This window comes from Jannaschia seohaensis, assembly GCF_900116765.1.
In the GTDB taxonomy this organism is placed as follows: Bacteria; Pseudomonadota; Alphaproteobacteria; order Rhodobacterales; family Rhodobacteraceae; genus Jannaschia; species Jannaschia seohaensis.
Window position 1 is genome coordinate 43,451 of record NZ_UETC01000008.1, and the last position, 14,077, is coordinate 57,527.

Below are 14,077 nucleotides of genomic sequence, written 5' to 3' on the forward strand. Positions count from 1 at the left end.
GGGATTTACCCCTGCATACAGGCACCGCTCGACCTGCACGGGATGGGGGCCGCTCCGGTGGCATGACCGGAGCGGCCAAGCATCGTCCGAGACCTGTCACGGCGCCGGCCGGAGCTCCACGCGCGCCGCGAAGCTGCTCTGGCCCACGGGAAAGGGAAAGGCGTCCAGCGCCGCTTCGGGCAAGAGGGCCGTCGCGTCCGTCACCGCGTTCAAGCCGGGCCAGCCATCGCGAATCCAGACCGTGCCCTCGGGGATGCGCGGCGTGACCCGCAACTTCGCGCGGAAGGTGCCGCGCGCGTTCCACATCTCGGCCCAATCGCCATCCGACAGCCCGCGCGCCCCCGCATCGCCGGGCGCCACCCAGAGCACCGGCTCCGGCTCCCGCGCGGCGAGCGCGGGCAGGACGCGGCCATTGTCGTAGAAGGAATGAAAATGCGCGAAGCTGCGCCCGTGAGCGAGGCGCAGGCCGGTGTCCTCGGGCTCGGGCGCGACGGGGAGCGGCGGCAGGCCCCAGGTCTCGGCACGGGCCGACAGGAACTCCACCTTGCCGGAGGGCGTGGCGAAGACCTGAGTGACATGGCCCACCGGCGAGACGGCCAGCGGCATCCGCCCGCCATTGGCGCGCAGGCCCGCAACGGTCGCGCCGCCGGTGCCGGGATGGTCCAGCGCCGCGTCGATGGCCGCCGCCTGATCGGGCCAGGGATAGACATCCGCCACGCCCAACCGCGCCGCCAGCCCGGTATAGATCTCATAGGCCGGGCGCGCCTGCCCGGCGGGGGGCAGCACCGGCTCGGTCAGATGGACCCACCCATTGGTCGCCTTCACGCCGATCTCCTCCAGCCAGATCGTGCCGGGCAGGACGATATCGGCAGCCTCCCGGATGGTCTGGTTCTCGAACAGGTCATAGGCCACAACCAACTCCGCCCGGGCCAACGCCCGCCGCACCCGGGTCGTGTCGGGGAAGGAGGACAGCAGGTTGGAGCCGATGGAGATGAAGGCCTTGACCGCGCCGCTCTCCAACGCCTCCAGGATGGCCTCCATCTGGTTGGGGATCAGCGGCGCGGTGCGGCGCTCGGGCGCAGAGAGGTCGGCAAAGCCCGCCCCGTGGCTGCGCGCCCCGTGGCGCGGGCCGATCCCGCCGCCGGGCCGCCCAAACTGCCCCGTCAGCGCGGGCAGGCAGCCGATGGCGCGCGCCGCGTGCCAGCCGTTCTCGCCCTTGTGGATCGAGGAGCCGCCCAGGACGATCATCGCCGGCGCCGCCGCCGCATAGTCGCGGGCCAAGGCCACGATCCGCTCGGGCGGGAGGCCGGTCCGCGCGGCGCCCCATTCGGGCGTGAAGGGCCGCAGGTGATCGGCCAGCGCGTCGAAACCGACCGTATGGGCGGCGACATACGCCGCATCCTGGAGCCCCTCGCCCACGATCACATGCATCATCGCCAGGGCCAGCGCCGCATCCGTCCCCGGCCGCACCAGCAGAACCTCGTCGGCCAGCGCCCCCGCCTCGGTCCGGCGCACGTCGATCACGACGATCCGCGCGCCGCGCCGCTTGGCCCGCTCGACCTCGCGCAGCGTATGGGCCTGGCTGACCGTGTTGGCGCCCCAGAGGATCACGTAGTCGGAATTATCGCCCAGATCCTCCTTGAAGTTGGTCTCGATGGCCCCCGTGATCCCCAGCCCGAACGCCCCCAGCCCCCAGCAGACCATGGCGGAGTTCCAGTGGTGGCAGCCGTAGAGATTGGCAAAGCGCTCCATCTGCCCGCGCTTCAGGCTGACGCCGTAATCGTTGGCCATGTTGCCATGGCCCTGCCAGACGCCCACCGCCTGGGGTCCGACCCGTTCCATCGCCTCGGCGATCCGGTCCAGCGCGGCGTCCCAGCCAACCTCCCGCCAGGGCCCGGACCGAGTCTCGCGCACCAGCGGCGTCAGCAGCCGGTCCGGGTTGCCCACCAGCCCATGCGCCGCCCGGCCCCGCATGCAGAGGAAGCCCTGGCTGTCCGGGTTGCTCTCGTCACCGACGATGGTCACGCGGTCGCCCTCGACCGTGACCTCCATCCCGCAGGCGGTCGGGTGGCAGTTCATCGGGCACATGGTGCGGGTTACGGGCATCAAACCACCCGGTCGGAGATCACGTTCCGGCAGTAGCTGTGGATCTCGCCCGCGCGGCAGAGCCAGATCTCGTCGCGATGCGCCGCGATATGGGTCAGCGCCCGGCGCAGGTGGCGCAGACGGTAGGGCTGGCCGACGAGATAGGGGTGCAGGGCAATGCCCATGACCAGGGGCTGCCCCCGGGATTGCGCCCGCATCTCGTCGAAATTGTCGATGATCATGTCGGCGAAATACCCCGCCCCGTCCTTACGCGCGACGATGGAGGGGATGTCGTTCGCCTCCTGCGGATAGGGGATCGAGAGCAGGCGCCCGCCCGTGGTCTCCATCCAGATCGGCTGATCGTCCATGCACCAGTTGAGCGTATAGCCGTAGCCGGCCTCGGCCAGCAGGTCGGGCGTGTGCTCCGACTCGGCGATCCAGGGGGAGAGCCAGCCTTGCGGCGCCACGCCTTCGGCGGCGCGGAGCACCGCGGTGGACTCGGCGATCAGGGCGGCCTCGGCGGCGCGGTCCAGCACACTCTGGCGCTCCGCGTTGGTACGCCCATGGCCCACGATCTCGTCGCCACGCGCGCGGAAGGCGGCCATCAGCTCGGGCGCATGAGCATACATCGCGCTGTTGGCGAGGATGCTGGCGGGCAGGTCCAAGGCGTCGAACAGCTCCAGCATCCGCCAGGCGCCCACGCGGTTGCCGTAATCCCGCCAGGCGTAGTTCAGCACGTCCGGCTGCGGCCCGCCCGGGGCCAGCTCCGCCCCTAGCCCCTCGCCCCAGGCGAAATGCTCAAGGTTGAGACCGAGATAGACGGCCAGGCGACGCCCATCGGGCCAGTCGTAATCGGGCCGGTCGGTGATGGCGCGATAGGCGAAGCGGCCATGGTGGCGGAGTGCGGGCGGGGTGGGGTCGGACATGGGGGCTCCGGATCAGGTCGGAGCGGAACCTAGCACGGGCGGGGCCGGGCGGAAGCCGGGAGCGGCGGCCTGCCTGGAATTGGGGCATTCGCTGGGGCGGATCTCGACGCCTCCCCGCCTTGGACCTGTCGCCCGGTCCCGAAACCGGGGCTCCGCCCCGGACCCCGGAGTATTTTCTGCCAGAAGAAGGCAGGGAGGCGCGACGCTTTCGGCCCGATCCGGGAGAGGCGCGTGCCCGGTGGGTCAGTTCAGCGCTCCCGGCAGCCACAGCGCGATTTGCGGGAAGGCGATCAGCGCGAAGGCCATAGCCAGCATGATCAGCGCGAACGGAATGACACCCAACATCACCTCGCCGATCTTCCCGGTCTTCCGCGCGCCCTGCACGACATAGAGGTTCAACCCGACAGGCGGCGTAATCAGGGCCATCTCGACCAGCACGATCATCAGGATGCCGAACCAGATCGGGTCGTAGCCCTGCGCCAGCACGATCGGAACGACGATCGGGATCGTGACAACCATCAGCGACAGCGTCTCGATGAAGAAGCCCAGCACGATATAGAGGACGACCACCACGAGGATCGTGCCGAGGGGGCCGAGGCCCAGCCCCTCCAGGAAGGCGTTGATCTCGCGGCCGAGGCCCGCCGAGGCGAGGGTGAAGTTGAGGAAGGACGCGCCGAGGACGATCAGCATGATCATCGCCGTGATCTTGACCGTGCCCAAGAGGCTGAGCCGGATCATCTCCAGGCTGAGCCCGCGGAAGAAGGCCGCGATGAGCAGGGCGCCGGCCACGCCCACCGCCGCCGCCTCTGTCGGCGTGGCCCAACCGCGATAGATGGAGCCGACGATCAGACCGAACAGGACCAGGATCGGCGCCAGGTCGATCAGGCCGCGCAGCATCAGCGCCAGCGGGAAGGTGCGCTGCTGCCCGCCCAGTTCGGGACGGACCGCGCAAATCAGCGCGGTGACCGCCATGAAGGCCAGCGCCAGGGCGAGGCCGGGGATCAGCCCCGCCAGGAACAGCTGCGGGATCGAGCTTTGGGTCAGGAAACCGTAGACGATCAGGTTGATCGAGGGCGGGATCATGATGCCCAGCGTGCCCCCCGCCGCGATGGCGCCGGAGAAGAGCTTGGGGTCGTAGCCCAGCTTCTCGGCCTGGGGCATGGCGACGGTGGCCACGGTGGCGGCGGTCGCGACCGACGAGCCGGAGGTCGCCGAGAACATCGTCGCCGTCGCGATATTGGCATGGACCAGCCCGCCCGGCAGCCAGCTGACCCAACGGTCGAGCGCCGCATAGGTGCGGCCCGCCACGCCGGAGCGGACCAGGATCTCGCCCAGCAGAACGAAGAACGGGATCGCGATCAGGGTGGCGTAGTTGGACGAGGACCAGACCATGTTGCCCAGGCCCCGGCTGAGCGGGAACGAGGAGAAGAACGTGTCCACCCCGAAGCCCAGCAGGAACAGCACGATCCCGACGGGGATCGACAGCGCCAGGAGGCCCAGCAGCCCCGCTCCGACCGCGCCGATCATTTGAGAGTGTCCGCTTCGGCGAAGGCGCCGATGGCGGCTTCTGCCTCGTCCAGACGGCCGCGCAGGACCAGCGAGGCGGAGAGGGCCGTCAGCAGGCAGGCCATCGCCGCGAACCAGACCCAGCCCGCGAACCACGGGACTTGCGCCCAGGCCAGCGGCGTCTCCAACGGGGTGTTCGCGCGGCTGCCCATCGTGATGGAGCGTTCAACCACCGGCCAAGCCTTGATCGCGATGAACACGACCGTGGCCGACAGGATCGCCATCGAGAGCACGTCGAGCGCCGCGCGGACCCGCGCGCCGCCCCGGGCGCGCAGGAGGTCGATGCGGACATGCCCCAGCTCAAGCAGCGCATAGGACATGCCCCAGGCGGTCGCGACCGCCATGACATAGCCCGCGATTTCCTCGGTGCCGCCAAGCGACGGCAGACCGAGGCCGCGCAGGACGATATCGATGAGAACGAACGCCGCGCAGGCCAGCAGCACCGCGCCCGTGGCGACCGCGATCCCGGCATTAAGCCGGCGCAGCCGCGCGATCCAGATCATCTCCATCGTCCCGCGCCCCCTTGGTGCTTACTCGATCGTGACGCCGACGACCTGGCCGACGCTGGCATTCCAGCGCTCGGCCCAGTCGCCGCCGGCCCGCTCGGCCCATTCCGGCAGAACCTCGCCCACCAGGATCTCGCGCGCCTTGGTCGCGTCCGCCTCGGAGGCCTCGACCAGGGTCATGTTGCGCGCCTCGCCAGCGGGGCAGTCGCCGTTGCCGGTCAGGCAGGCGATGTCGTCGACCAGCGCGGTCTGCGCCGAAGCCCAGGCGGGCGCCTCGAACTCTTCGGTCACGGCGGTCTGAATCGCCTCCTGCATCTCGGCGCTCAGGCTGTTCCAGCGGTCGAGGTTCATGGCGGTGACGACCGAGTCCCAGCCGCCCAGCGGGATCGGCAGCAGGTGGGTCGACACCTCCCACCATCCGGCCGAATAGCCCGAGCCCGCGCCAGTCACGGCACAGTCCACGACCCCGTTCTGAAGCGCGCCCGGCACCTCCGAGAAGGAGACGTTGACGCCCTCGGCGCCCAGCGCCTCCAGGAGCTTGGCGGTCATGCGGCCGGAGGCGCGGACCTTGAGGCCCTCCAGGTCTTCCAGCCCGGCGATCTCGGCGTTGCAGAACACGACCTGCGGCGGATAGGGCGCGATGGCCAGGACCTTGGAGTTGAAGCGGTCGCGGTAGATATCCTCGACCATGGGCCGCGCGGCCTCGACCATCGCGCGGGCCTCGTCGGCAGTGGTCGCGATCAGCGGCACGTCCAGGCCTTCCAGCTCCGGCGCGTCGGCGACGGCATAGTCGGCGACGGTCATCGCCACGTCGTAGACGCCCTGCCCAAGCAGCGGATAGATGTCGCCCAGGCCGAGGCTCATCTGGTCATGGGTGGTCAGTTCGACTTCGACGCCCTCGACGGCGGCGGGCAGGGTCTCGGACCAGAACGGGGCTTCGTATTGTTTGTGCAGCGGCAGGCCCGACCAGCTGCCGACGACGGCGAGGGTCTCGGCATGGAGGGCGGCGGGCGCCACGAGAGCGGTGCAGGCGGCGAGAAGGCGAAGGGACTTCATCAGGTGTCTCCGTGTTGGATCTTATAGTTCGCCGGGGACGGCTGAACGTCCTCGGCCACATCCGCGATCAGCATGTGACCGGGTGCATGGGTGATGCAAAGGGGAAGGCCCGCGTCGCGCAGCACGTTCTGGGGCGTGACGCCGCAGGCCCAATAGAGCGGCACCTCGCCGGCGCGGATCTCGACCGGCTCGCCCCAGTCGGGCGCGTCCAGATCGGCGATCCCCAGCGCGGCCGGATCGCCCTGCGCCAGCGGCGCGCCGTGGGCGTGGGGGAAAGCGGCGGAGATGCGGCGCGCCTCTTCCACCCGGCCCTCGGGGATCGGGCGCATGGTGACGACCATGGTGCCGTGGAACGGGCCCGCGGGATCGAGCGCCAGCGTCGTCCGATACATCGGCACGGTGCGGTCCATCTCGATATGGCGGACGGGGATGCCGGCGGCCAGAAAAGCGTTCTCGAAGGTGAAGGAGCAGCCTAGCGCCACCGTCACCAGATCGTCCTGCCAGAGGCTTGCGATCTCGGTCCGCTCCTCGGCGAGGGCTCCGTCGCGGAAGACGCGGTAACGGGGCACGTCGCGGCGGATGTCGAGATCCTCGGCCAGTTCCGGGATGCCGGTCGCGCCGGGGCGCGAGACGCCGACCACCGGGCAGGGGCGCGGGTTGCGGTCGCAGAACTCCAGGAAATCGTCGGCATAGCGCGCGGGCAGGATGGCGAGGTTGCATTGCAGCTTGCCCGCGGCCAGCCCCGCCGTGTGCCTGTCGTAGCGACCGGCACGGATGGCGCGGCGAATCTCGGGCGCGCTCAGCAGGGCGGCTTCGGCATGGGTCAGCATTTTGGCCATCGGGACAGATCCTGTCACAGTTTCCCTCACACTGACAGTTCTCATACATCCATGCTAATTTTCATTTCGGATCGAAAGTGATCGTCAGACTTGATCATCTCGGCTCGCTCGGTCCCAATCGCGAGCCACGGCCTCCGCGATCTCGGCCCCTGTCTCGGCCAGATGGTTGCGCGGGTCCGCCAGCCAGGACGCGGTGAACACCAAGGGCGCGCAGGGCACGCCCGGATCGAACCGGGCGATCCGGCCCGCGTCCAGAGCGCGGCGGGCGATGACTTCCGGATAGGGGCCGACGGCCACCCCCTCGGCGATCATCGCGAGGCTCGCCGAGAGGGACGCGGAGGAATAGACGCGCGCCCGCGGTCCGACCTTCCGCGCCAGCGCCTCGGTCAGTTCCCGATGGGGCCGGGTCTGGCGCGCATAGGAGATGACGGGCACGCGGGTCAGATCGACCTCCTCCATGGACGCCGCCTTGTACCAATGCAGGTCGAAGCGCGGCAGCGGTCGGTTCTGCACGGTGAACTCGGAGATCGGCCCCATCAGAAAGGCCAGGTCCAGCCCCCGCTCCAGCAGCGTCGCCCGCAGGTTCAGCGAAATATCGACGGTCAGGTCCAGCGTCACCTGCGGAAAGGTGTCGGCGAAGGCTTTCATGAAGGCCGGCAGCCAGCTTTGGGCGACGGTCTCGGAGGCGCCGATGCGGAAGAGACCGGTGACCCCTTCGCGGTCGGCCACCTGGCGGCGGATCTCTTCCTCCACGAAGAGCATCTGCTCGGCATAGGCCAAAAGCGACCGGCCCGCGCGGGTCGGGATCAGGCCGCCGGGGCGGCGTTCGAAGAGCGGGGTGCGGAGGTGGTCCTCCAGCGTCGCGATGCGAGAGGAGACCGCCGGTTGCGACAGGTTCAGCCGCGCCGCCGCCCGGCGGACGCCGCCCAGCCGGGCGACCCAGAGGAAGGTCCTGATCTGGTCCAGCGTCATGGGACGAGGTCTCGCCCGGCGGTCCCTTGGCCGCACGCGCGGGGGCGCGCCGGACCGGATCGACCGGACGGGAACGCGCCGCCCCGCGCGGGGGCGGCGCACCGCGGGTCAGCCGTCGGACATGATGGCGTTGACCTCTTCGAGAGGGAGATATTGCACCTCTTCGATCGTCGACTCGCCGAATTTCCAGATAACCGCGGGGGCGCTCACGTCGCCATTGGCGTCGAAGCGCACATTGCCGGTCGCGCCCTGATACATGACGGTCCCGCCCCCGGCGAGAACCTCCTTGGCCTGTGCGAACCCGGCGGTGTCGGCGGTGATCGGCGTGCCCTCCGGGTCGGTCACGCGCGGGATGGCGGCGGCGATCTGCGGCCCCGTGGCACCCTCACCAGCAGCCTCCATGGCGAGCAGCGCCAGCATCGCGGCGTCATAGCTGTTGGCGAGGCCCGGCCCCGTCGGCTCCGCCTCGAAGCGGGCGCGGTAAGCCTCCACGAAGGCATCCGCGCTCTCGGCCCGGGGGCTCGCGGTGTCGGTGCCGTAGGCGTGGGCCAGATATTGCAGGCCGACGTTCTCCTTGAACTCATCGGACTTGAGCGAGTTCGCCATGATCATGTTCTGGGTGCCGCCCAGGCCGATCCATTCGCGCACGGCCATCGTGCCCTCGGCCGGGTAGAGCGCGAGGTAGATCGCGTCGGGCTGGCCCGAGAGCGCCTGCGCCACCTCGGCCCGGTAGGAGGGCTGCGCGTCGTTGAGCGCGACCGACCCGGTCACCTCGACCCCCGCCTCGGCGAAATCGGCCGCGATGATGCGGGCCATGTCCTGACCCCAATCGTCGTTCTTGTAGAGGATCGCGACCTTGCCCCAGCCCTGGTCGGCCGCGACCTTGGCGCCGACGGCGGCCTGCACGCCGGTCGTGGCGAAGGTGCGGAAGAAGAGGCCCTTGGTCTCGCCCTGTTCAGCGAGATTGGTGAAGGCCGTCGAGGACGAGCAGCAGGACATCATCATCGTCTCGGAGGGCACCGTGACCGAGGTCAGGATCGGCATCGACACGCCCGAGGACACGGCGCCCAGCAGCACTTCGACCCCGTCCAGATCGACCAGGGCGCGGGCCGCGTCGACGCCGACCTTCGGGTCGACCTGCGTGTCGCGCAGCACCATCTCGATCTGGCACCCGCCGGCGCCGCCCGCCGCGTTCACCTGATCGACGGCGAATTGCGCGACCTCGGCGATGGGCCGGCCCCAATCGACCGAGGTGGGCAGCACCGCGCCGATCTTGGTGGTGCATTGCTGGGCCTGGGCGGAGCCGGTAGTTACGCCGGTAAAGCCCACGCTCAGCGCCATGAGGGCCGCGCCCCCAAGAAGCAGTTTCTTCATGTCGTTCTCCCTGTTTGAGGCCGGTCTTCGCCGACCCGTTCCGGAAACAGCCCTTCGGGCCGCCACATCAGCATGCCGACGATCACGGATCCGATGAGAACCCATTGGATCGATCCTGCATAGAGTTGCCAGTCGACGGGCGCGAAGCGCGACAGGCCCCAGCCCGATGCCGTCCACGCGCCCCAGATCAGAAACGCGCCCGCCACCGCGCCCCGGTTGTTGCCCGCGCCCCCCACGATCAGCATGGCCCAGATCTGGAACGTCAGGATAGGCAGCACATCCTGCGGGCTGACGAAGGCGTAGAACGTGCCATAGAGCCCGCCCGCCAGCCCCATGATCGCCGAGCCGGTCACGAAGGAAGTCAGGCGGATGCGGGCGGGCGACTTGCCGAGGGACCGCGCTGCCTCCTCGTCCTCGCGGATGGCGCGGAGCAGGCGGCCGAAGGGCGCGCGGGCGAGGCGTTCGAGGAAAAGATAAGTGGCCACCAGCGCCACCAGCACCAGTGCCAGATAAAGCAGGTTCCAGCCCAGCCCGTTGCCCGCGAACTCTCGGAAGGGCCGCTCGAAGCCGCGAATGCCCTGCGCGCCGCCGGCGAAACCTTGGGCGTTGCGCATCGTGTTCTCGAAGGCCACGGCCACGCCGAAGGTCGCGATGGCGAGATAGTCGTGGCGCAGCCGCAAGGTCAGCAGCCCGACGATCCAGGCCAGGACAGCGGCAGCCGCCACCCCTCCAATCAAGGCGAAGATCCAGGGCCACTCGAAGCCCCCCAGATGCGGCTGCGGCGCGCCGCCCAGCATCAGCGTCCCATAGGCGCCCGCACCGAAAAAGGCGACCACGCCCCCGTTGAAGAGGCCCGTATAGCCCCAATGCAGGTTCAGCCCCAGCACCGCGATGGCCAGAATCGAGGCGACGGTGGCGAAGAACACCAGATAGGAGATCACCCCGATCATGCCCGCGCCTCTCCGAACAGGCCATGCGGCCGGAGCAACAGGACGGCGATGATGATGACGAAGGGCAGCGACGGCGTGTAGCCCGGCGGCAGAACCAGCAGCGCCAGGTTCCCCGCGATGCCCACCAGAAAGCCGCCCAGCACCGCGCCGTAGACGCTGCCGATGCCGCCCGCGATGGTCGCGGCGAAGATCGGCAGGACGAGATCGCGGCCCATCACCGGGATGATTTGGTTGGTCAGCCCGTAGAACACGCCCGCCGCCGCCGCCAGCGCGCCGCCGATCAGCCAGACGGCGCGGATGGCGGCCTTGAGATCGACGCCCGTCACTTGAGCCAAGTCCGGGTTCTCGGCCACCGCTCGCAGGGAATAGCCGAAGGTCGTGCGTGACAGCAGCAGATGCAGCGCCAACATCAGGATCAGCGCGAGGACCAGCACGGCGACCTGATCGGGCTTCACCATGATCAGCGGATCGTAGGAGATGATCTGTGCGAAGGCGATGTCGCGGCTGTAGAGATGCGGCGAGAGGCCGAAGATCAGCCCGATCACGTTGCGCATCACCAGCGCCACGCCGAAGGAGGCGAAGACCATGGACAGCTCGCCCCCCTTGGCGCGGACGCGTTGGAAGACGATCCGGTCGAGCAGGACAGCGGTGGCTCCGGTGATCGCCATCGCCAACGGAACCGCCAAGGCGACCGCCCAGCTGAGCGAGAGCGGCCCGATCCCCGCCTCCAGCGCGCCCGACAGCCCGGCGATCAGTGGCCCCAGCACGAAGGCGGCATAGGCCCCGACCGAGAGCAATTCCGCATGGGAAAAGTTGGCGAAGCGAAGGATGTGCATCACCATCGTGAGGCCGATCGCACCAAGCGAAATGATCGCGCCCACCAGCACGCCGTCGATCAGATGCTGGATCATGCGACGCGTCGCCTCGCGCCCAGGAAGATCTCGGCCAGGGTCGTGCCCTCGCGCAGTTCCGTCGCCGGGCCGTCGGCCTCGATCCGGCCCTCGGCCAGGACGATGCAGCGGTCGGCCAGGGCCAGGGCCTGTTTCACGTTTTGCTCCACCAGCAGGACGGTGGTGCCGTCCTCGGTCAGGCGGCGCGCCATGGCCAGCACGTCGGCGGTGATGTTAGGGGCGAGTCCGGCCGAGGGCTCGTCCAGCATCACCAGGGACGGCTCCGTGGCCAGCGCCATCGCGACGGCCAGCATCTGCCGCTGCCCACCCGAGAGCGCGCCGCCCCGGATATCGGCCTTGTCGGCCAGCATCGGGAACATCGCCTGCAAGCGAGCCAGCCGCTCGGGCGCGGCGCGGCCGGCACGGCGGAGCGCGAGGTCCAGGTTCTCCCGTATCGTCAGCCCCCGGAAGACGTTATCGGTCTGCGGCACATAGGCCATGCCGTGCTCGGCCATCCGGTCGGGGCGCAGGCCGGTGATATCGGCGCCGCCGCGCGTGACGGTCCCGCCCGAGATCGGGACCAGCCCGGCGATGGCCTTGATGAGGGTCGACTTGCCCGCCCCGTTCGGGCCGACCACGGCGGTCATGCCGCCCGGCTCCAGCGCCAGATCGATGCCTCGCAGGATGGGCAGGTCGGGACGGTATCCCGCCACCAGCCCCGACAGACGCAGCGCCTCAGGCATGGACGCCCCCCAGATAGGCGTCGATCAGCACCTGGTTCGACTGCGCTTCGGCCGCGCTGCCCTGGAACACGACGCGTCCCTCGGCCAGCGCCACGATGGGCGCGCAGTGGCGCATCACCAGGTCCATATCGTGCTCGATGATGACGAAGGTGGTCCCGCCACGGTTCAACTCCTCGATCTTGCCGATCAGCAGCTCGGTCAACGCCGGGTTCACCCCCGCCGCCGGTTCGTCCAGCAGGATGACCGAGGGCTCCCCCATCAGGACGCGCGCCAGTTCGAGCAGCTTGGTCTGCCCGCCCGAAAGCTTACCCGCCGGATGTTGGGCCAGCGGCGCCAGCGTAACGAAATCCAGCACCTCCATCGCGCGCGCCCTGAGCCGCGCTTCCTGTGCGGCGACCGCGCGGGGCCGCAGGAACGGGCCCCAGAGCCGCTCGCCCAGCTGCGCCGTGGGCGCGGTCATCACGTTGTCCAGCACCGACATCCGCGCGAAGGGGCGCGGGATCTGAAACGTCCGGCCAAGCCCTGCGGCGAAGCGCGCCTCGGGACGCATCCGCGTCACGTCCTGCCCCATCAGCGTGACGGTCCCGGCATCGGGGCGCAGTGTCCCGGTCAGCAGGTTGAAGAGGGTCGACTTGCCCGCGCCGTTCGGTCCGATCAGGCCGGTCATCGTCCCCCGTTCGACGGACAGGTCGACCCCGTCCACCGCCCGGAGCGCGCCGAACCGGCGCGTGAGACCCACGATGCCCAGCGCCTCAGCCACCGAGCCCCGCATTCGGATCGGCGTTGAGGTTGTATTTCATGATCCGTCCGTGGCGGCCCGACCGGTCCCGCTCCAGCCCGAAGACTGGGCCGTTCGGTCCTTCGGCCTCGGCCAGGACAGCGCCGATCTCGGCGCGGTCCGCGTCGGTCAGGCGCAGCTCCATTGCCTCCAGCGTCTTGGGCAGATGGCGGGCATAGCGCGCCCCGACAATGGCGGCCGCGACGTTGGGCCGGTCCAGCGCCCAGGCCGTCGCCACCGAGGACAGCGACGCGCCATGGCGGGCGCCGACCGCGGCGAGCGCGGCCAAAAGGCGCTGGAAGCGCTCCCAGGGACCGAATTCGTCGATGATGAGGCGGTACTTCACGAGGCTGCGGTTCTCGAAGGAGAAGCCGGGATCGGGCGCGCCAAGCCATTTCTCGGTGAGAAACCCGCCCGCCAGCGTGCCGTAGCACAGAAGCTGGATCCCCTGCCCCGCGCACCATTCCGCGTAGCCATTCTCGGGCCGCCGGTCGAGCACCGAATACTGCACCTGCGCCGAGACCAGTGGAAAGCCTGCCTCGGTGAAGCGCCGTGTGTCCTCGATATCCCAGTTGGTGACGCCCAGATTGCGGATCTTGCCCTTCTCCCGCAGCTCCAACAGCGGCTCCAGCCCCCGCGCCGGGTCGCCCAGCGACATGTCCCACCAGTAGAACTGGACGAGATCGAGCCGGTCGACACGCAGCCGGTCGCGCGAGCGGTCGATGATCGCCTCGACGTCGCGCGCGCTCAGCTCGGGCAAGAGCGCCAGATCGGGCACGAATTTCGTATGCACCACCAGCTTGTCAGCCAGGTCCGGGCGGCGGGGGCGCAGGTCGGCAAGAAAGTCGCCAATCATCTCCTCCACGCCGGTATAGATGTCGGCGCAGTCGAAGGTGGTCACGCCCGCCTCGACGAACCGCTCCATGTCGGCGATGGCCTGCGCGCGGTCGACCGCGCCATGGTCGCCCGCCAGCTGCCAGCCGCCCCGGATCACGCGGCTGATGGTGTGGCCCGGCGCTAGCTCTGCCACCATGGGGTCCCCCTTTCGCCGGGCAGGCCGGTCGTTGCGTCATGGGTGAAGCGGCGCTTGCCGACGCGGGTCACGCGGAACCGGCCGCCACAATGGGGATCGGGGCAGGCGACCTCGGCGTCGGTGCTCATCCAGTCGGCCGGGTCGGTGGGCCGCTGCTTGGCCGGCAAAAGCGGCAGCAGCGCGGCCAGCGCATACATCGAAACGCGCGCGCCCTCGGGGAAGACCAGCGTCTCGCCCTCGACCCGAAAGCTCTCTCCTTCGATATGGCGGCAGACCGGAGTGCGACCATCGAGAACCGTCTCGACGCGCAGATCGTAGAGTTCGAATTCGGACATGGCCCCCCTCGTTGCCGTGCGCGC

General features: G+C 69.5%; 14 protein-coding genes. All 14 read right to left on the reverse strand.

The window, feature by feature from the left end:
* Positions 1-96: 96 nt before the first annotated feature.
* A complete protein-coding gene (locus tag DTQ71_RS15675; RefSeq protein ID WP_109565245.1) occupies positions 97-2,106 on the reverse strand; it encodes a molybdopterin-containing oxidoreductase family protein in 2,010 nt (669 codons plus the stop codon).
* Positions 2,106-3,011: a polysaccharide deacetylase family protein gene (locus tag DTQ71_RS15680; protein ID WP_109565246.1), complete on the reverse strand. Its 906-nt coding sequence runs from the start codon at positions 3,009-3,011 to the stop codon at positions 2,106-2,108. The genes DTQ71_RS15675 and DTQ71_RS15680 overlap by 1 nt, the downstream gene beginning before the upstream one ends.
* 243 nt (positions 3,012-3,254) lie before the next feature.
* Positions 3,255-4,538: a TRAP transporter large permease gene (locus tag DTQ71_RS15685; protein WP_109565247.1), complete on the reverse strand. Its 1,284-nt coding sequence runs from the start codon at positions 4,536-4,538 to the stop codon at positions 3,255-3,257.
* Positions 4,535-5,080, reverse strand: coding sequence for a TRAP transporter small permease subunit (locus DTQ71_RS15690; RefSeq protein ID WP_342768133.1), 546 nt, complete (start codon positions 5,078-5,080; stop codon positions 4,535-4,537). The genes DTQ71_RS15685 and DTQ71_RS15690 overlap by 4 nt, the downstream gene beginning before the upstream one ends.
* A gap of 27 nt (positions 5,081-5,107) precedes the next feature.
* Positions 5,108-6,139 carry a TRAP transporter substrate-binding protein gene (locus DTQ71_RS15695; protein ID WP_407066409.1) on the reverse strand — a complete coding sequence of 344 codons (1,032 nt, stop codon included), beginning with the start codon at positions 6,137-6,139 and terminating at the stop codon, positions 5,108-5,110.
* On the reverse strand, positions 6,139-6,969 hold the full coding sequence (locus DTQ71_RS15700) for a putative hydro-lyase (RefSeq protein ID WP_407066411.1): 831 nt from the start codon (positions 6,967-6,969) through the stop codon (positions 6,139-6,141). Before DTQ71_RS15700 ends, DTQ71_RS15695 begins: the two co-directional genes overlap by 1 nt.
* A gap of 93 nt (positions 6,970-7,062) precedes the next feature.
* The gene (locus tag DTQ71_RS15705) at positions 7,063-7,950 is read right to left on the reverse strand and encodes a LysR family transcriptional regulator (RefSeq protein ID WP_109565251.1); all 888 of its coding nucleotides are present in this window, start codon (positions 7,948-7,950) and stop codon (positions 7,063-7,065) included.
* A gap of 108 nt (positions 7,951-8,058) precedes the next feature.
* Positions 8,059-9,324: an ABC transporter substrate-binding protein gene (locus tag DTQ71_RS15710; protein ID WP_109565252.1), complete on the reverse strand. Its 1,266-nt coding sequence runs from the start codon at positions 9,322-9,324 to the stop codon at positions 8,059-8,061.
* Complete coding sequence (locus DTQ71_RS15715) at positions 9,321-10,274, reverse strand: branched-chain amino acid ABC transporter permease (protein ID WP_109565253.1); 954 nt, start codon at positions 10,272-10,274, stop codon at positions 9,321-9,323. The genes DTQ71_RS15710 and DTQ71_RS15715 overlap by 4 nt, the downstream gene beginning before the upstream one ends.
* On the reverse strand, positions 10,271-11,185 hold the full coding sequence (locus DTQ71_RS15720; RefSeq protein ID WP_109565254.1) for a branched-chain amino acid ABC transporter permease: 915 nt from the start codon (positions 11,183-11,185) through the stop codon (positions 10,271-10,273). Before DTQ71_RS15720 ends, DTQ71_RS15715 begins: the two co-directional genes overlap by 4 nt.
* Complete coding sequence (locus DTQ71_RS15725; RefSeq protein WP_109565255.1) at positions 11,182-11,907, reverse strand: ABC transporter ATP-binding protein; 726 nt, start codon at positions 11,905-11,907, stop codon at positions 11,182-11,184. The genes DTQ71_RS15720 and DTQ71_RS15725 overlap by 4 nt, the downstream gene beginning before the upstream one ends.
* Positions 11,900-12,667: an ABC transporter ATP-binding protein gene (locus tag DTQ71_RS15730; protein WP_245947587.1), complete on the reverse strand. Its 768-nt coding sequence runs from the start codon at positions 12,665-12,667 to the stop codon at positions 11,900-11,902. Before DTQ71_RS15730 ends, DTQ71_RS15725 begins: the two co-directional genes overlap by 8 nt.
* Positions 12,660-13,718: an aldo/keto reductase gene (locus DTQ71_RS15735; protein ID WP_109565257.1), complete on the reverse strand. Its 1,059-nt coding sequence runs from the start codon at positions 13,716-13,718 to the stop codon at positions 12,660-12,662. The genes DTQ71_RS15730 and DTQ71_RS15735 overlap by 8 nt, the downstream gene beginning before the upstream one ends.
* Positions 13,703-14,053, reverse strand: a complete 351-nt coding sequence (locus DTQ71_RS15740) for a TIGR04076 family protein (RefSeq protein WP_109565258.1) — start codon at positions 14,051-14,053, stop codon at positions 13,703-13,705. Before DTQ71_RS15740 ends, DTQ71_RS15735 begins: the two co-directional genes overlap by 16 nt.
* Positions 14,054-14,077: the final 24 nt, after the last annotated feature.

What these genes read in the sequence shown, in the direction of transcription:
- DTQ71_RS15675 (WP_109565245.1), bottom strand. Translation starts at nt 2,106, where the DNA reads ATGCCCGTAACCCGCACCATGTGCCCGATGAACTGCCACCCGACCGCC.
- DTQ71_RS15680 (WP_109565246.1), bottom strand. Translation starts at nt 3,011, where the DNA reads ATGTCCGACCCCACCCCGCCCGCACTCCGCCACCATGGCCGCTTCGCC.
- DTQ71_RS15685 (WP_109565247.1), bottom strand. Translation starts at nt 4,538, where the DNA reads ATGATCGGCGCGGTCGGAGCGGGGCTGCTGGGCCTCCTGGCGCTGTCG.
- DTQ71_RS15690 (WP_342768133.1), bottom strand. Translation starts at nt 5,080, where the DNA reads ATGATCTGGATCGCGCGGCTGCGCCGGCTTAATGCCGGGATCGCGGTC.
- DTQ71_RS15695 (WP_407066409.1), bottom strand. Translation starts at nt 6,139, where the DNA reads ATGAAGTCCCTTCGCCTTCTCGCCGCCTGCACCGCTCTCGTGGCGCCC.
- DTQ71_RS15700 (WP_407066411.1), bottom strand. Translation starts at nt 6,969, where the DNA reads ATGCTGACCCATGCCGAAGCCGCCCTGCTGAGCGCGCCCGAGATTCGC.
- DTQ71_RS15705 (WP_109565251.1), bottom strand. Translation starts at nt 7,950, where the DNA reads ATGACGCTGGACCAGATCAGGACCTTCCTCTGGGTCGCCCGGCTGGGC.
- DTQ71_RS15710 (WP_109565252.1), bottom strand. Translation starts at nt 9,324, where the DNA reads ATGAAGAAACTGCTTCTTGGGGGCGCGGCCCTCATGGCGCTGAGCGTG.
- DTQ71_RS15715 (WP_109565253.1), bottom strand. Translation starts at nt 10,274, where the DNA reads ATGATCGGGGTGATCTCCTATCTGGTGTTCTTCGCCACCGTCGCCTCG.
- DTQ71_RS15720 (WP_109565254.1), bottom strand. Translation starts at nt 11,185, where the DNA reads ATGATCCAGCATCTGATCGACGGCGTGCTGGTGGGCGCGATCATTTCG.
- DTQ71_RS15725 (WP_109565255.1), bottom strand. Translation starts at nt 11,907, where the DNA reads ATGCCTGAGGCGCTGCGTCTGTCGGGGCTGGTGGCGGGATACCGTCCC.
- DTQ71_RS15735 (WP_109565257.1), bottom strand. Translation starts at nt 13,718, where the DNA reads ATGGTGGCAGAGCTAGCGCCGGGCCACACCATCAGCCGCGTGATCCGG.
- DTQ71_RS15740 (WP_109565258.1), bottom strand. Translation starts at nt 14,053, where the DNA reads ATGTCCGAATTCGAACTCTACGATCTGCGCGTCGAGACGGTTCTCGAT.